General features: G+C 68.9%; 14 protein-coding genes, 1 rRNA gene and 1 riboswitch. Of the genes, 3 read left to right on the top strand and 12 right to left on the bottom strand.

Features of this window, described 5'->3' with window-relative positions:
- The first annotated feature begins 33 nt into the window (after nt 1–33).
- Nucleotides 34–1,095, top strand: coding sequence for an ABC transporter ATP-binding protein (locus H8R17_RS34925; protein ID WP_187827252.1), 1,062 nt, complete (start codon nt 34–36; stop codon nt 1,093–1,095).
- An 85-nt stretch (nt 1,096–1,180) separates the two neighbouring features.
- The gene (locus H8R17_RS34920; protein ID WP_399477668.1) at nt 1,181–1,594 is read left to right on the top strand and encodes a molybdopterin-binding protein; all 414 of its coding nucleotides are present in this window, start codon (nt 1,181–1,183) and stop codon (nt 1,592–1,594) included.
- Between the two features lie 117 nt (nt 1,595–1,711).
- Here H8R17_RS34920 and gcvP read toward each other — a convergent pair whose 3' ends face one another.
- Nucleotides 1,712–4,597: an aminomethyl-transferring glycine dehydrogenase gene (gene gcvP / locus H8R17_RS34915; RefSeq protein WP_187827237.1), complete on the bottom strand. Its 2,886-nt coding sequence runs from the start codon at nt 4,595–4,597 to the stop codon at nt 1,712–1,714.
- 173 nt (nt 4,598–4,770) lie between these two features.
- Nucleotides 4,771–4,866: riboswitch (glycine riboswitch) on the bottom strand.
- A 114-nt stretch (nt 4,867–4,980) separates the two neighbouring features.
- Between gcvP and H8R17_RS34910 the strand changes: the two genes are divergently transcribed.
- Nucleotides 4,981–5,352: a PRC-barrel domain-containing protein gene (locus tag H8R17_RS34910; RefSeq protein WP_187827236.1), complete on the top strand. Its 372-nt coding sequence runs from the start codon at nt 4,981–4,983 to the stop codon at nt 5,350–5,352.
- A 624-nt stretch (nt 5,353–5,976) separates the two neighbouring features.
- On the opposite strand, the gene H8R17_RS34905 is transcribed toward H8R17_RS34910, so the two are convergent.
- The 11 genes from H8R17_RS34905 to rrf all read right to left on the bottom strand — a co-directional run.
- Nucleotides 5,977–7,488, bottom strand: coding sequence for a DNA polymerase IV (locus H8R17_RS34905; protein WP_316959615.1), 1,512 nt, complete (start codon nt 7,486–7,488; stop codon nt 5,977–5,979).
- 167 nt (nt 7,489–7,655) lie between these two features.
- Nucleotides 7,656–8,339 carry a MerR family transcriptional regulator gene (locus tag H8R17_RS34900; RefSeq protein ID WP_187827235.1) on the bottom strand — a complete coding sequence of 228 codons (684 nt, stop codon included), beginning with the start codon at nt 8,337–8,339 and terminating at the stop codon, nt 7,656–7,658.
- 315 nt (nt 8,340–8,654) lie between these two features.
- Nucleotides 8,655–9,128, bottom strand: a complete 474-nt coding sequence (locus H8R17_RS34895) for a bifunctional nuclease family protein (protein WP_026253112.1) — start codon at nt 9,126–9,128, stop codon at nt 8,655–8,657.
- A 103-nt stretch (nt 9,129–9,231) separates the two neighbouring features.
- The gene (locus H8R17_RS34890; RefSeq protein WP_187827234.1) at nt 9,232–9,969 is read right to left on the bottom strand and encodes a MerR family transcriptional regulator; all 738 of its coding nucleotides are present in this window, start codon (nt 9,967–9,969) and stop codon (nt 9,232–9,234) included.
- 18 nt (nt 9,970–9,987) lie between these two features.
- Nucleotides 9,988–10,947, bottom strand: a complete 960-nt coding sequence (locus H8R17_RS34885) for an FHA domain-containing protein (protein ID WP_187827233.1) — start codon at nt 10,945–10,947, stop codon at nt 9,988–9,990.
- Between the two features lie 61 nt (nt 10,948–11,008).
- Nucleotides 11,009–11,887: a DUF881 domain-containing protein gene (locus H8R17_RS34880; RefSeq protein WP_262505724.1), complete on the bottom strand. Its 879-nt coding sequence runs from the start codon at nt 11,885–11,887 to the stop codon at nt 11,009–11,011.
- 5 nt (nt 11,888–11,892) lie between these two features.
- Nucleotides 11,893–12,225 (bottom strand): small basic family protein, encoded by a 333-nt coding sequence (locus H8R17_RS34875; protein WP_003977440.1) that lies wholly within the window; start codon nt 12,223–12,225, stop codon nt 11,893–11,895.
- The gene (locus H8R17_RS34870) at nt 12,222–13,145 is read right to left on the bottom strand and encodes a DUF881 domain-containing protein (RefSeq protein ID WP_187827232.1); all 924 of its coding nucleotides are present in this window, start codon (nt 13,143–13,145) and stop codon (nt 12,222–12,224) included. The genes H8R17_RS34875 and H8R17_RS34870 overlap by 4 nt, the downstream gene beginning before the upstream one ends.
- 97 nt (nt 13,146–13,242) lie before the next feature.
- A complete protein-coding gene (locus H8R17_RS34865) occupies nt 13,243–15,738 on the bottom strand; it encodes a mannose-1-phosphate guanyltransferase (protein ID WP_187827231.1) in 2,496 nt (831 codons plus the stop codon).
- Nucleotides 15,739–15,852: 114 nt separating this feature from the next.
- Complete coding sequence (locus H8R17_RS34860; RefSeq protein ID WP_187827230.1) at nt 15,853–16,461, bottom strand: CDP-alcohol phosphatidyltransferase family protein; 609 nt, start codon at nt 16,459–16,461, stop codon at nt 15,853–15,855.
- A 108-nt stretch (nt 16,462–16,569) separates the two neighbouring features.
- Nucleotides 16,570–16,655: ribosomal RNA gene (rrf, locus tag H8R17_RS34855) — 5S ribosomal RNA — on the bottom strand; the annotation flags it as partial.

The raw sequence follows: 16,655 nt of genomic DNA, 5'->3' as shown, positions 1-16,655 counted from the left end.
GACGGCCGGGTGCCCGCCCCCCACCCGCATCCAATAGACACCACCCCCGCACCCCCCGTAGGCCTAGACGCCCACCTGATCGTCAACCGCACAACCTTCCACCTCGACATCACCATCACCGCAGCCCCCGGCGAAGTCATCGCCCTACTCGGCCCCAACGGCGCCGGCAAAACCACCGCCCTGCGCGCACTCGCCGGCCTGATCCCCCTCACCGGCGGCCACCTCCACCTGGACGGCATTCCGCTGCACCACACACCCCCCGACTCCCGCCCCGTAGGCGTCGTCTTCCAGGACTACCTGCTGTTCCCCCACCTGACCGCCCTCGACAACGTCGCCTTCGGCCCCCGCTGCCAAGGCGCAACCAAGTCCGAGTCCCGCACCCACGCCGCCACCTGGCTGACCCGCATGGGCCTCAGCGACCACGCCACCACCAAACCCCGCCACCTCTCCGGCGGCCAAGCCCAACGCGTCGCCCTGGCCCGCGCCCTCGCCACCAACCCCCGCCTGCTGCTCCTCGACGAACCCCTCGCCGCCCTGGACGCCCGCACCCGCCTGGAGGTCCGCGCCCAACTACGCCACCACCTCGCCGAGTTCGAAGCCGTAGCGGTCCTGGTCACGCACGACCCCCTGGATGCCATGGTCCTGGCCGACCGCCTGGCGTTCGTCGAACACGGCAGAGTCGTCCAGGAGGGCACCCCCGCCGACATCGCCCGCCACCCCCGCACGGACTACATCGCCCAACTCGTCGGCCTCAACCTCTACCGCGGACAGGCCGACGGCCACACCGTCCACCTCGACACCGGCCCCGCCATCACCACCACCGGGAACCTCACCGGCCCGGCCTTCGTCGCGTTCCCACCCAGCGCCGTAACCCTCCATCGCGACCGCCCCACCGGCTCCAGCGCCCGCAACCTCTGGTACTGCCAGGTCGCGGGCCTGGAAACCCACGGCGACCAGATCCGCGCCGACCTCACCGGCGAATTCCCCCTCGCCGCCGACCTCACCACGGTCGCAGCGGCCGAACTGGGCCTCCATCCAGGGGCACCGGTCTGGGCGACGGTCAAGGCGACGCAGACACACGCGTACCCGGCATAAGCCACCAGTCGGGCTACGGTGGGGAGCGCCGTACGCGCAACCGCGCCCCTCCCCACCGCACCCTCTGCGAGGCGCCATGACCCCGATGAGCATCCGCAACCAACTCCCCGGCACCGTCACCACCGTCACCCCGGGCGAGGCCATGGCGACGGTCAAGGTCCGCCTCTCGGGCGGTCAGACCCTCACCGCGGCAGTTACCCGGGACGCCGTGGAGGACCTGAACCTGGGCGAGGGCTCCCCCGTACGCGCCCTGGTGAAGTCGACGGAGGTCTCCCTCGCCACCGCCCCGGTCGAGGGCCTGTCCATCCGCAACCAACTCCCCGGCACGGTCACCGGCATCACCACCGGCGAGGCCATGGCCTCCGTCAGAATCGGCGTGCAGGGCGCCGAACTCACCGCCGCCATCACCAAGGACGCCGTCACCGACCTCGGCATTTCGGCCGGAATCCCGGTCGTCGCACTCATCAAGTCGACCGAAGTGTCCCTGGAAACGGCATAAAAATGACATAAACACGACATAAGAGGTGCCCCTGGAAACGACACAAGCAACGGGAAGGGCTCCACCCGGCCCGAGCGGAGCCCAGAGCCGAGCGGAGCTCTTCCCCGCACTGTCGGATCAGTCCTCGTACGCATCCAGCGGCGGGCACGAGCAGACCAGGTTCCGATCCCCGAACGCCTGGTCGATACGCCGCACCGGCGGCCAGTACTTGTCCGCGGCCGACACCCCGTCCGGGAAGACGGCCTCCTCACGGCTGTACGAGTGCTTCCACTCCCCGCTCAGCACGCGCGCCGTGTGCGGAGCACCCCGCAGCGGGTTATCGTCCGCGGGCCACTCACCGGAGCCGACCTTCTCGATCTCCGCACGGATCGCGATCATCGCCTCGCAGAACCGGTCCAGCTCGGCCAGATCCTCGGACTCGGTCGGCTCGATCATCAGCGTCCCGGCCACCGGGAACGACATCGTCGGCGCGTGGAACCCGTAGTCGATCAGCCGCTTGGCGACGTCGTCCACACTCACCCCGGCCGTCTTGGTCAGCGGCCGCAGATCGATGATGCACTCGTGCGCGACCAGCCCGCCCGGACCGGTGTAGAGCACCAGGTAGTGCGGTTCGAGCCGCTTGGCGATGTAGTTAGCGCTGAGCACCGCCACCTGCGTGGCCCGCTTGAGCCCCTCGTCGCCCATGAGCCGGATGTACGCCCACGAGATCGGCAGAATGCCCGCAGACCCCCAGGGCGCGGCCGAGATCGGGCCCACACCCGTCTCCGGCCCGGCGGCGGGCTGCAGCGGATGGTTCGGCAGATACGGCGCGAGGTGCTCGCGCACCGCCACCGGCCCGACGCCCGGGCCACCGCCGCCGTGCGGGATGCAGAACGTCTTGTGCAGGTTCAGATGGGAGACGTCACCGCCAAAGTGCCCCGGCTTGGCCAGCCCCACCAGGGCGTTGAGGTTGGCCCCGTCGATGTACACCTGGCCGCCGGCCTCGTGCACCTGCGCGCAGACGTCGCCGACGTGCTCCTCGAACACACCGTGCGTCGACGGGTAAGTGATCATCAGCACCGCCAGCTCGTCGCGGTACTGCTCGATCTTCGCCCGCAGGTCCTCGACGTCGATCTCGCCGTCCTCGGCGGTCTTCACGACGACGACCTTCATGCCGGCCATGACAGCGCTGGCTGCGTTCGTGCCGTGCGCCGAGGACGGAATGAGGCACACGGTCCGCTGCTCGTCCCCGTTGGCCCGGTGGTATCCGCGTACGGCGAGCAGACCGGCCAGCTCGCCCTGCGACCCGGCGTTCGGCTGGAGCGACACCTTGTCGTACCCGGTGACCTCGGCGAGACGTTCCTCCAGCTCACGGATGAGCGTGAGGTAACCCTGCGCCTGCTCGGCGGGCGCGAAGGGGTGCAGCTGCCCGAACTCGGGCCAGGTGACCGGCTCCATCTCGGTCGTCGCGTTGAGCTTCATGGTGCAGGAGCCCAGCGGGATCATGCCGCGGTCGAGCGCGTAGTCGCGGTCGGCGAGCCGGCGCAGGTAGCGCAGCATCGCGGTCTCGGAGCGGTGCTGGTGGAAGACGGGGTGGGTCAGGTAGTCGTCAGTGCGCAGCAGCGCCTGCGGGAGCGTGTCCTCGACGCTCGCGTCCAGCGCCTCGATGTCGCCCTCGACCCCGAAGGCGGTCCATACGGCGCCGAGTTGGGCCCGTGTGGTGGTCTCGTCGCAGGCGATCGAGACATGGTCGGCGTCGACGAGCCACAGATTGACGCCGTTCTGCCGCGCGGCGGCGACGGTTTCGGCGGCCTTGCCCGGCACGCGCGCGGTCAGGGTGTCGAAGTAGGCACCGTGCACGACCTCGACACCGCCGCCGGTCAGGCCGGCGGCGAGGACGGTGGCGTACCGGTGGGTGCGCCGCGCGATGCCCTTCAGGCCCACGGGCCCGTGGTACACGGCGTACATACCGGCCATGACGGCGAGCAGCACCTGCGCGGTGCAGATGTTGCTGGTCGCCTTCTCGCGCCGGATGTGCTGCTCACGTGTCTGCAGCGCGAGCCGGTAGGCCTTGTGCCCGTCGGCATCCACGGACACGCCCACGAGCCGCCCGGGCAGGCTGCGCGCGAACTTCTCGTGTACGGCCATGTATCCGGCGTGCGGCCCGCCGAAGCCCATCGGTACGCCGAACCGCTGGGTCGTGCCGACCGCGATGTCCGCACCCAGCTCGCCCGGCGACTTCAGCAACGTCAGCGCCAGCAGATCGGCGGCGACGGTGACGAGGGCACCCAGCTCGTGTGCCTGCTCGATCACTGGCTTGATGTCCCGTACGGCACCGGAGGTGCCCGGGTACTGGATCAGCACGCCGTTGATCTCGTGCTCGGCCACCTCGGCCGGGATGCCGTCGCTCAGGTCGGCGACGACGACCTCGACACCGGCCGGCTCCGCGCGGGTCTCGATCACGGCGATGGTCTGCGGCAGCACGTCCGCGTCGACCAGGAAGAGGCCCTTCTTGTTCTTGCCCATGCGCCGGGACAGGGTCATGGCCTCGGCCGCCGCCGTCCCCTCGTCGAGCAGTGATGCTCCGGAGGTCGGCAGTCCGGTGAGGTCGGCGACCATGGTCTGGAAGTTCAGCAGCGCCTCGAGCCGCCCCTGCGAGATCTCCGGCTGGTACGGCGTGTAGGCGGTGTACCAGGCCGGGTTCTCCATGACGTTGCGCAGGATGACGGGCGGCGTGAAGGTCCCGTAGTACCCGAGCCCGACCATCGAGTCGAGCACCTGGTTGCGGTCGGCCAGCGACCGCAGCTCGGCCAGGACCTCGGCCTCGGAGCGCGCGCCGGGCAGGTCGAGGGTGTCGGCGTTCTTGATCACATCCGGGACCGCGGCGGCCGTGAGCTCGTCCAGCGAGCCGTAGCCGACCTGGGCGAGCATCTTGGCGCGCGCCCCGTGGCCGGGCCCGATGTGGCGCTGCTCGAAGAGGATCCCCTGCTCGAGCTCGGAGAGCGGAGTGCGGTGGGCGGTCATTACGGAGGCCTCCTGGTCTGACGACCTTCGAGGGGCACCGCGGCGCGGGTACCCGAGCGGCCTCCCCCTCTGTCATCTCAACCTGAGAGTTTCACCGGGTCACCCGAGGGTGCCGGCTTTCACCGTCGGTGAGAGCGGAAGCCGTCGACACCCGCCCTGCTTTCCAGAGTGACCTCGTCCGCGCGGTACGTGAGCCTGAGAGATTCCGGGGAGGATTTGCTCCTTCGGCGCCTCCGTTGGTGCCCGGAGGACTCTCCCGCACGGGGTCAACAGCCGCTTGCCAGCCTACCAGCGAGGTCGACGCCCGGGTCTTCGAGTGGCCGCCTTCCAGAATGTGCTCTTTTGTAGTGCTTACGGATGAGTTGCGACCAAGTGGAGGGACCGTGCGAACCGACATCGATCCGCGCAACCTGATCGGCCGCAAGGCGTTCGACCGCAACGGGGCCAGGATCGGCACGATCGACGAGGTGTACCTCGACGACGCGACCGGCGTACCGGAGTGGGCCGCGATACGCACCGGCCTGTTCAGCAGGGACGCGTTCGTCCCCCTGGAGCCCAGCGAACTGATCGAGGGCGCCCTGCACGTCCCCTTCGACCGCGCCCTGATCAAGGATGCCCCCGATTTCGGAGTCGGCCGCCACCTCTCCCCGGAGCAGGAACTCCAGCTCTACCACCACTACGGACTCGACGTTGCCGCCCCGCCCGCACTCCCCGACCGCGACTTCGGCAACCTGGCCGGCACGGACGAGCCCTGAGCCCCATGCACTGGCACGGACGCGGCCGACGGGCTCCGGCGCACCGCCCCTACCGAACCACGGCCGAAACGGTCTGTGCCGACAACCTCGTCAACCCCGCGCCTCGACCGGCCCCACCTGCCGACAGGACAGGCGCACGCCCCCACACGCCTTTCGCGGACCGGCGAGCACACGCGGACCCGAGCGGCGGACCCGACGGCTCCATCAGCGGCCGCTCAACCTGCTTTCCCTTTCTCCTGCACTTGCCTCCGATCGTGCCTGAGCGCTCCACCCCCAGGACAGCATCCGCCCCGCCGGGGCGGCAGTCCGCCGACTGCACCCCATCAGCCACGGAGCCGGCAGCACCGCCCATGCGAGGGCGGCGACGGACCTGACCAGCGCCTTCCCCGAACCGCCCCTCATCCCGAGAAACTCGCCCCTGGGAAAGCAGCACCAACAGGGATACCGCAAGTCCACGCAGGCCCGCGCTTCCCAGCTCTGAACCGTGTCCGCTCATCCACTGAATGCGCCTCCACGGGAGCATCCCGGCCCAGCGCAGCCGGTCGCCTGGGCCGTGATGCTCGCTCCCCAGCCCGGCCCGACGCCCTCATACCTGCAGCCGAGCATCCACAACCGGCCCACGCCCTACCCCGACCGAGGCCCCAGCTCGACCGAAGGCTCCACCACCGACGCGATCTCCGCGGACGCGGACGGCACCCCCCGCTGCCCTGCCCCGCGCTCACACTCCCGCTCGCCCCGGGAATCGCCACCGTCCGCACCGACGCCCCCGCTCTCTCCAGGTCTTCGCACCCCCGAAGCCACCACCGGCACCAGCGGCAGCGGATCCGCCGGTTCCAGGTCCGGGTCGTCGATCCGGAACGTCCGTACCCGCCCCGGCTCCGAGTCCGGCGTCTCGAACCGCACCGTGACCCGCCCCAGCCCACTGCCCTGCACCCAGCCGTGCCCGTGCTCGGCATGCCGTACGTCGTGCCCCGTGGGCCACCGCCGCTCGGCGGGCGGCTCCTGAACCTCCGCCACGGGTTCATCCTCGGCGGCCCCCTCCACCGGATGCTCCGCCCGCTCTCCGGCCGCCTGTGCGAACAGGTCCTCCTGCGTGTAGTCGGCGAGCCCGCTGACGCCCACCCCGAGCAGCCGCACCCCGCCGGTGGTGTCCACTGAGTCCAGCAGCCGGGCCGCCGCCTCACGGATCACGGCCGGATCGTCCGTGGGCCCGCGCAGTGTCTCGGACCGGGTCAGCGTGGAGAAGTCGTACCGCCGCACCTTCAGTACGATGGTCCGCCCCGACAGCCCGGCCTCGCGCAGCCGCCGCACGCACCGGTCCGCGAGCCGCTGCACCTCCAGGCCGACGCGCAGCCGGTCATGGATGTCCACGTCGTACGTGTCCTCGACCGACACCGACTTGGTCTCCCGCTCGGCCACCACGGGCCGCTCGTCGTGCGCCAGCGCCATCGCGTACAGGGCGTGCCCGTGCGCCTTGCCCAGCAGCCGTACGAGCTCGTCCTCACCCGCCTCGGCGAGCTCCTCGACGGTGTGGATCCCGGCTCGCCGCAGATGGTCTCCGGTCGCAGGCCCCACACCGGGCAGCGCGCGCACCGGCATCGGTGCGAGCAGCGCCCGCTCGGTCCCCGGCTCGATCACCACCAGCCCGTCCGGCTTGGCCTGCTCCGAGGCGATCTTCGCCAGCATCTTGGACGCGGCCAGGCCCACGGACCCCGTGAGCCCGGTGACCGCCCGGATATCCGCCCGCAGCTTCGCCCCAGCCAGCCGCGCCGACTCCTCGTCCCAGGCCGCCCCGGCGGCTTCCAGATCCACGAACGCCTCGTCCAGACTCAACGGCTCCACCAGCGGCGACAGCGCCTGCAGCAGCGCCATCACCTGCTCGCTGATCGCCCGGTAGAACCCGAAGCGCGGCAGGAGATACGCCGCGTTGGGCGCGAGCCGCCGGGCCTGCGCCATGGGCATCGCCGAATGCACCCCGAAGACCCGAGCCTCGTACGACGCGGTGGCCACCACACCTCGCGGCCCGAGCCCGCCCACGATGACGGCCTTCCCGCGCAGGCTCGGCTTGGACGCCTGCTCCACCGAAGCGAAGAAGGCATCCATGTCGAGATGCAGGATCGTGGGCGCGTTTCTCACATCTCCGATGCTGCCCTACGCCACTGACAGTCGCCCCGTACGAGCGCTGGGCCGCCCAGCACAAGCGTCATCGGCTCGGGCAGACCCGGTGGCCCCGGGCAATCACAGAAAGGGCTTTCCAGCACCAAGGCCTTTCAGCCGACCGCCGGAAAACCCACCGAACCCGGTCAGACGGCCCGGTTCCGCCGCCGCGCCAGCTCGTCCGCCGGGTTGTGCCCGACCAGGGTCTCCCCGGTGTCGATCCGCTCCCCATGGAGCTGGGACAGCGCGCTCTCGACATCCCGCCACACCACTCCGACGGCGATCCCGAAGATGCCCTGACCGCTCTGGAGCAGGGCGTGGACCTCGTCGGGCGACGTGCACTCGTAGACCGTGGCACCGTCACTCATCAGCGTCATGCGCTCCAGGTCACGGAGACCGCATTCTCTGAGGTGCTGGACCGCCGTACGGATGTTCTGCAGCGACACGCCGGTGTCGAGGAACCGCTTGACGATCTTCAGGACGACCACGTCGCGGAAGCTGTACAGCCGCTGCGTTCCGGACCCGTAGGCGGGCCGCACGCTCGGTTCGACGAGCCCGGTGCGGGCCCAGTAATCCAGCTGCCGGTACGTGATACCGGCGGCGGCGCAGGCCGTGGGGCCGCGGTAGCCGATCTGCTCGGACGCCATGGACGTCGTCCCTCCGCTGCTCGGCACGGCCGTCGGTCGCTGCGGAGCGTGATCGGCGGCGCTGCTGTGATGGGGGTACCCCCCGCTCGAGCGGAGCTGAGAGCTTGGAGGGGGGTACGGACCGCTCACCCCGGGACTGCGTCCGGGGGCATCCCCAGCCGTACCGTCGCCGCTGCTTCTCACGCCGACCTCCGTCCTTGACCTGCCTTCTCGACGGTAGGCAGCCACCAGGGGTGCGTCAACGACCGCCACACTCGGCACGCCGAGTGATAATCACCCTAGGAGTGGTTTCCCGTGCCTCACCGCGGGGAAAGGCTAGCCGAATGCGCTCGGCGCGGTCCCCGGGACGATCTCCCTCGCCGTCGGCACATGCAGCCCTTCCGTCCCGCACAGGCCGTGGACGCCATACGCACGGACCGGCTTCCCGGCCGGACCACAGGTACCTCACGCACCGCGCTGCGCCTCACCGACTGCGCGCGGCCACCGGCCGCGAACCCTTCACTGGCTGCTGGTGCCGAAGTCCTCCGGCGAGATCTGGTCGAGGAACTCGCGGAACTTCTCCACTTCGTCCTCCTGCTCGTCCGGGATCGCGATACCGGCGTCGTCGAGCACCGTGTCGCTGCCGTAGATCGGCGTCCCGGTGCGCAGGGCCAGCGCTATGGCATCGGACGGGCGGGCACTCACCTCGACCCCGCTGGCGAAGACCAGCTCAGCGTAGAAGACCCCTTCGCGAAGATCCGTGATGCGTACTTCGGTGAGCTCCTGGCCGACGGCCTCCAGCACGTCCTTGAACAGGTCATGGGTCAGCGGTCGTGCGGGAGCCATGCCCTGCTGGGCGAAGGCGATCGCCGTCGCCTCCCCCGGTCCGATCCAGATGGGGAGGTAACGGTCGCCTCCCACTTCACGCAGCAGCACGATCGGTTGGTTGGAGGGCATTTCGACCCGGACACCTACGACATCGAGCTCGTTCACACAGCAACCCTAGGCCGTGCCCGGGACGTTTGGGTAGTCGGACCGGGAACGGGCACTCGATCCGTCCCTCGAGGGGGCCGGCTCCGGCAGGGACGGCAGGCCCTCAGGTCAGCCGTACGCCGAGCGCCGTCTGCACCAGCGCCGCGTGCAGCTTCACCGTGAGCCCGGCCAGCTCCTTCGTACGGGCCTCGGCATGGGCCCTGGTCTGCGGGTTCCGGTGTCGCCTGAGCGGGGCCACGACCTGGTCCACCAGACCGGCCTCCCGATCGGCGGCGGCCTTCATCACCCGCAGGTGCCGCGGCTCGATCCCGAACCGCCCCAGCTCCACCACGAGCGAAGCCACAGTGACCGCCTCCGCGTCGTACGCCCCGTCCGGCAGCGGGGCCAGGAGGCCGTACGACTCCCACTCCTGAAGTTCCTGCTCATCGATGCCGACGGCGGCGAGCAGCTCGTCCCGCCCGATCCGGGCCGCCGTAGGCCCCTCGGCCGACTCCGGTACGGCCTCGCCGTCCTGCTGGCGGCCCATTGTGGGCAGCTGGACGGCCTCACCTCGCTCCATGGCCTCCAGGTGCTCGCGGATCACCTTGAGCGGCAGATAGTGGTCCCGCTGCATCCTCAGGACGTGACCGAGGCGCTCGACGTCCTCAGCGCTGAACTTGCGATACCCCGAGGGGGTCCGCTGCGGCTCGATGAGCCCCTCCGACTCCAGGAAGCGGATCTTGGAGATGGTGACTTCGGGGAACTCGTCACGCAGCACGTTCAGCACCGCGCCGATACTCATCAGCCCACTGTCCGTGGCGGCAGTGCCGTTGCCGGTACCGCTGCTCGGTGTTTGAAGCATGGACCATCCCTGGGAGGGTCAGTAGCTCCGCTGGCTCGCGTAGAAGACCAGCCGGTACTTGCCGATCTGCACCTCGTCCCCGTTGTTCAGAGCGACCTGGTCGATCCGCTCGCGGTTGACGTACGTGCCGTTCAGACTGCCCACGTCGGCCACCGTGAACGACCCGTCCGGGCTGCGGCGGAACTCCACGTGCCGACGGGACACCGTCACGTCGTCCAGGAAGATGTCGCTCTGCGGGTGCCGGCCGGCCGTGGTCAGGTCGCTGTCCAGCAGGAAGCGGCTGCCGGAGTTCGGCCCGCGGCGCACGACCAGGAGCGCGGAGCCCTGCGGCAGCGCGTCGACGGCCGCCTGGGCCTCGGGGGACAGTGTCGGCATCGGCGCCTGGCCGGTGGCCTCGGCGTCGTACGCCTCCAGGCCGGAGATCGAGATGGTGGACGTCGTCTCGGACGAGCGCTCCGGCACCGTCCCGGGCCGCAGCGGGGCGCCGCAGTTGGAGCAGAAGCGACTGTTCCCCGCGTTGCGGTTACCGCACCTCGTACACACCAGGGCCGACATGGACGGATCCTCCTGCCGCGGCTGCCCCGCCGGGTCGTTGGACGCGTACGGGTCCGACGGAAACCCTCCACCCGTACCTGAGGTTGACGGTTGCCCGAAACCTATGCCGCCGGACTGCGAAGGGTCAACCGACGGCGCGCCCTGACCTCCGGAAATGTCATCGCCCGGACCACTCACCTGGTCCCGGAACAGCGGGCGCTGGCCCTCTGCGTCGGGCTGTGCGCGATGGCGAGCGGTCGCGTTGTCGCGGCCCTCGCGCGCGCTCTTGCCGAACAACTTCGCAAACAACTTCACGGGCGATTCCCCTTGACCGAAACAGACCCGCCCGTGGGGCAGGACGAACCCTGACTGAACACTCTGGACGACCCGGACGTCCTCACAACGTCCGTATCCACCAGACAGTTTCCACCACGCACCACCCAATCGGTGCGCCGACCCCCCGCAACCTCATGCCCTCGCCGTACGGCCCCCATGCACCCCCGGTTCACTGGGAGGACGACCGAGCGTAGTCAGGCCGCTTCGCTGCCCGCAAGGCGTCCACAACGATCTTGCTCGACCGCTCAACGGTCACGGTGGCCTGTTCCTTCTCAAGAGTCTGCACCACGCCTCCGGGAATGTTGAGCGCCGGCTCCAGGTCCTGCGGCTTGCCGATGACCTTGAAACGATAGGGTGCGGTGATCTTGTTCCCGTCGACGCCGATGCTGTTGCCGGCATCGGTCAGATAGGTGCTGGTGACGACCCGTACGCCGTTCACCTGGATCGCCTCCGCACCGGCCGCGCGCAGCTCCTGGATCGCGTCGAGCAGCATGTCCGCCTCGACCGTCCCTTTCGTGTCCTCGATGGTCATCGTGATGCCGGGCCCCTGCGCGGCCACGGTTCCCGCGAGGATGCCGAGTTGCCGTTCCTTCTCGACCGTCTGCCTGCGGGCCTCCTCGGCCTGGTCGGAGCTGTTCTCCAGCTCGTCGCGCTGCTTCTCGAGTCCCTGCTTCTCGTCCTCAAGACGCTGTGTACGGTTGTCCAGTTCATCGAGGATGCGCACAAGATCTTCCTGGCGTGCGCCCCGCAGAGCGCTGTCGCTGTCACTGTTGGAGGCGACCTGGACGGCGAGGCCGAAGCCGAGGCCGAACAGCAGCAGCGCGACGATGAGTTGGGCGCGGGTCACGCGCGGCGGCCACAGCCCCTTCATCATCCGCTGCCGGCCGGTCAGCTCGGGCTTTTCGTCCTCGGGGGCATCAGCCGCGTCGTGGACGGTCGCAGGCACCGAGGGGGACTCTTCGGGCAGCTTCTTGCGCAGCCGGTTCTCGCGGTTTTCTGGGGTCTCGGAAGTCTTGGGGATCGCCCCGTTGTCGCTGGTGTCGCTCATCGGCCTCACGCCCGGAACACGTGCCGGCGGATCGCCGCGGCGTTGGAGAAGATGCGGATGCCGAGGACGACCACCACACCGGTGGACAGCTGCGCCCCGACGCCCAGCTTGTCGCCCAGGAACACGATCAGCGCGGCCACGACCACGTTCGACAGGAACGACACCACGAAGACCTTGTCGTCGAAGATGCCGTCGAGCATGGCCCGCAGACCGCCGAAGACGGCGTCGAGCGCCGCCACCACGGCGATCGGAAGATAAGGCTCGACGGCCGCCGGAACCTCGGGCCGGACCAACAGGCCGGCCACGACTCCCACGACGAGGCCCAGTACGGCGATCACGATGTGCCCTTCTCGGTTTGCTCAGACTTCTCGGTGTGCGGCTGTGCGGTACGTACGATCACACTCGGTGCGGCGGGCAGCCGGAGGTCGTCCGCCGTGGAGATGCCGGTGCGGATGCCGTAGTTCTCCTGCAGGGCGTGCAGGTACAGCCCGTCGGCACTGTTCTGGAAGCGGGTGCTCAGCTCTCCCCCATCCCCCACCGCCAGCACCGTATAGGGGGGCACGAGCGGCCTGTTGTCGACCAGTATCGCGTCTCCCGCGGCCCTGATCGCGGACAGCGCCGTCAGCCGCTGACCGTTGATCGACACGGCCTCGGCACCCGACTCCCACAGCCCGTTGACCACACGCTGCAGGTCCCGGTCACGTACCCGGCCGGTGTCGGAGAAACCGGCCGACTCGCGCGGGTCGCCCTCACCCCCCGTACTGGCTTCCTTGGCGTCGTTCACGACCAGCTTCACCCCGGGACCGTGCACGGCCGTGGCGCCGGACAGAATGCCCACCAGCTCCGACTGGTCGCTGCCTCCGCTGTGCTTCAGCGCCTCGCGCTGCCGCGCGCCGACATCCGCGCGTAGCTCGTCGACGGAGTCCTCCAGCTTGTCCGCGGCCGTCGTCTCCTGGTCGATGCGGTCGATCAGTTCCTCGCGTTCCTTGGCGACGGCGGGCGCCGCGATGCGCGCCTGTGCCGCTCCGACGGTCACGACCAGGGCCGCGAGCACCAGGCCGGCGGCCAGACCGAGCTTCGCCCTCAGGGTCCTCGGCATGCCGCCGGCGCCCTCGGCCTTCTTCCGCGCGGCAGCCTCGGCGTACCCCTCGTCGAGGCTGTGGTCCATGACATTGGTGAGCAGCGACATGGACGCGTCCGGACGCGCAGGCCGCACAACGATGCTCCGAACGGGGGGTTGCTGCGGCATGCCGCACATATTCGCACGTTGCGCCCGCTACCTCCGAACGGGCCCACCGGCGTGCCGGACAGGCCCCTTCACAGGCCGTGCCCGGCACGCGCGCGTTCAGCCCGTTTTACCGGCCGGCGCTGTCCACGACGACCGACCACTCGTCCAGCAGGGCCTGGGCGGAGGCGTCGTCGGGTCCCTCGGCCCACAGGTGGGTGACCGCCTCGGCCGGGTCGGGCAGCACCATCACCCAGCGTCCGTCCGTCTCGACCACCCGCACGCCGTCGGTGGTGTCCACGAAGCGGTCCCCGGCGGCCTCGACGACCCGCCGCATGACCAGACCCTTGACGGCCCACGGAGTCGCCAGATCCTGCTTGAGGACGTGCGCCCGCGGAATGCGCGCGTCGATCTGGCTGAGTGTGAGCTGCGTCCGCGCCACCAGCCCGATGAGTCGTACGAACGCCGCCGTACCGTCGTACACGCTGCTGAACTCCGGGACGATGAACCCGCCCTTGCCGTCGCCGCCGAAGATGCTCCCTTCCTCACGTCCTACGCGCGTGAGGTCGTCGGGCGAGGTCGTCGTCCACTCGACCTGGGTCCCGTGGTACGCCGCCACCTGCTCGGCGATCCTGGTGGTGGTCACCGGCAACCCGACCCGCCCACTGCGCCGCTCGGCGGCGACAAGATCCAGCATCACGAGCAGCGCCCGGTCGTCCTCGATGATCCGCCCCTTCTCGTCGACGAGGGACAGCCGCTCACCGACGGGATCGAACCGCACACCGAACGCGGCCCCGGACGACGCCACGATCTCGCCCAGTCGCACAAGCCCCGACCGCCGGATGTCCGCGGTCTCCGTCGGCCTGGACTCGTCGAGGCCGGGATTGATGGTCAGCGAGTCCACACCCAACTTCCCGAGCAGGCTCGGCAACACGAGCCCGGCGCTGCCGTTGGACGCGTCCACGACCACCTTCAGCCCTGACTCCGCGATACCGGTGATATCCACGTTCCGCAGCAGCGAGCCGGTGTACGAATCGAAGACGCTGGCCGGAAAATGCAGGTCACCGATCTCGCCGGGGAACGCACGCCGGTACTCCTGCCGCGCGAACACCCGGTCCAGCTTCCGCTGACTGCCCTGCGACAGGTCGGCGCCCCGCCCGTCGAAGAACATGATGTCCACGGAGTCCGGCACCCCGGGCGTGGTCCGGATCATGATCCCGCCTGCGCTGCCCCGCGCGGTCTGCTGCCGTGCGACGGGCAACGGCACATTCTCCAGGTCTCGTACGTCGATGGCGCTGGCCTGCAGCGCGGAGATCACCGCCCGCTTCAGCGCACGGGCACCGCGGGAGTGGTCGCGGGCCGTGGTGACGGTGGAGCCCTTCTTGAGGGTCGTCGCATAGGCGCCGGCGAGGCGCACGGCGAGTTCCGGGGTGATCTCCACGTTCAGGATTCCGGACACACCGCGGGCGCCGAAGAGATGCGCCTGCCCTCGGGATTCCCAGATGACCGAGGTGTTGACGAACGCGCCGGCCTCGATCGTCTTGAACGGGTAGACCCGCACATTGCCCTGCACGATCGATTCTTCGCCGATCAGGCACTCGTCACCGATGACCGCGCCGTCCTCGATCCGGGCCGCGCGCATGATGTCGGTGTTCTTGCCGACGACACATCCCCGCAGATTGCTGTGCTGCCCGACGTACACGTTGTCGTGGACGACGGCCTTGTGCAGGAAAGCGCCGCTCTTCACGACGACGTTCGAGCCGACGACCGTGTGCTCACGGATTTCGGTACCCGCCTCGACCTTGGCGTAGTCACCGATGTAGAGGGGCCCGCGGAGAACCGCGTCCGGATGCACTTCGGCCCCCTCCGCCACCCACACACCCGGGGAGATCTCGAAGCCGTCCAGCTCGACGTCGACCTTGCCCTCCAGGACATCGGCCTGTGCCTTCACATAGCTCTCGTGTGTACCGACGTCCTCCCAGTACCCCTCGGCGACATAGCCGTAGATCAGCTTGCCCTCCTTCATCAGCTGTGGGAAGACGTCGCCGGACCAGTCGACTGGTACATCGGGCTCGACGTAGTCGAACACCTCCGGTTCCATCACATAGATGCCGGTGTTGACGGTGTCCGAGAAGACCTGCCCCCAGGTGGGCTTCTCGAGGAAGCGCTCCACCTTGCCTTCGTCGTCGACAATGGTGATGCCGAACTCCAGCGGATTGGGCACACGCGCCAGACAGACCGTGACCAGCGCCCCCTTTTCCTTGTGGAAATTGATGAGCTCGGTGAGGTCGAAGTCGGTCAGGGCATCACCGGAGATGACCAGGAAAGCATCGTCCTTCAACGCCTCCTCGGCGTTCTTGACGCTTCCGGCGGTACCGAGTGGCTTCTCCTCGTTGGCATAGGTGAGCTCCATACCGAGCTCCTCGCCGTCACCGAAGTAGTTCTTCACCAGCGAGGCCAGGAACTGGACGGTGACGACGGTTTCGTTGAGCCCATGCCTTTTGAGCAGCCGCAGAACGTGCTCCATGATCGGCCGGTTGGCCACCGGCAGGAGCGGCTTGGGCATGCTTGAGGTCATAGGGCGAAGGCGCGTGCCTTCGCCTCCGGCCATCACGACGGCCTTCATGTCGGAAGCGTCCTCCTCGAAGAGACGACGGTTAGCCGACTTCACCCGCCCAGATTGTCCCGCACTTTTGCATCGCGGGCCATCGCACCGTTGCGACGGCTCCAATCCGCGAGTTCAATCGGCCATGGCGTCCGCACGAACCAGACGGCGGACTTGTACCACGTAGAGGACTCCTGCCCACCAGTACAGCGTTGTACCCCACCCGGCGAACGCCCATCCGAAAATGGCAGCGAGTGACGAGATCCATCCGGTTCCGTCACTGAGCAGGAGGAGTGGGAAGGCATACATCAAGTTGAAGGTGGCGGCCTTCCCAAGGAAGTTCACCTGCGGCGGCGGATAGCCGTGCCGCCTGAGGATGCCCACCATCACCAGCAGCAGCAGCTCACGGGCCAGAAGTACAGCGGTCAACCAGATCGGCAGAATCTCGCGCCAGGTGAGACCGACCAAAGTCGAGAGAATGTAGAGCCGGTCGGCCGCGGGATCAAGGAGTCGGCCGAGGCTGCTGATCTGGTTCCACCGCCGCGCGAGCTTGCCGTCCAGGTAGTCACTGATCCCACTCAGAGCCAGCACCAGCAGGGCCCAGTTGTCGCTCTTCGGGCCACCGAACTCTGGCCTGAGAATCAGCCACAGGAAGAGCGGCACACCAACGAGCCTCGCCATGCTGAGGATGTTGGGGATGGTGAGGACACGGTCCGTCTGGACGCGAGTCTCCTGGACCTCCACCCGAGGGCCTCCTGTGGGAAACGTGCCAACGATGCCCCCTGACCTTACCTCAACGCAAAAAGCTCTGGCTCTCGGGCTGAATGCCCAAGAGCCAGAGCTCTAAAGGTTGTTCGGCGGCGTCCTACTCTCCCACAGGGTCCCCCCTGCAGTACCATCGGCGCTATAGGGCTTAGCTTCCGGGTTCGGAATGTAAC

The sequence above is a fragment of the Streptomyces sp. TRM68367 genome, assembly GCF_014495685.1.
In the GTDB taxonomy this organism is placed as follows: domain Bacteria; phylum Actinomycetota; class Actinomycetes; order Streptomycetales; family Streptomycetaceae; genus Streptomyces.
This window is presented reverse-complemented; position numbering and strand designations above follow the sequence as displayed.

Bases quoted from the DNA above. Each gene is read 5' to 3' on its own strand.
- H8R17_RS34865 (WP_187827231.1), bottom strand. From the start codon at position 15,738: ATGAAGGCCGTCGTGATGGCCGGAGGCGAAGGCACGCGCCTTCGCCCT.
- gcvP (WP_187827237.1), bottom strand. From the start codon at position 4,597: ATGACCGCCCACCGCACTCCGCTCTCCGAGCTCGAGCAGGGGATCCTC.
- H8R17_RS34890 (WP_187827234.1), bottom strand. From the start codon at position 9,969: ATGCTTCAAACACCGAGCAGCGGTACCGGCAACGGCACTGCCGCCACG.
- H8R17_RS34920 (WP_399477668.1), top strand. From the start codon at position 1,181: ATGAGCATCCGCAACCAACTCCCCGGCACCGTCACCACCGTCACCCCG.
- H8R17_RS34880 (WP_262505724.1), bottom strand. From the start codon at position 11,887: ATGAGCGACACCAGCGACAACGGGGCGATCCCCAAGACTTCCGAGACC.
- H8R17_RS34870 (WP_187827232.1), bottom strand. From the start codon at position 13,145: ATGTGCGGCATGCCGCAGCAACCCCCCGTTCGGAGCATCGTTGTGCGG.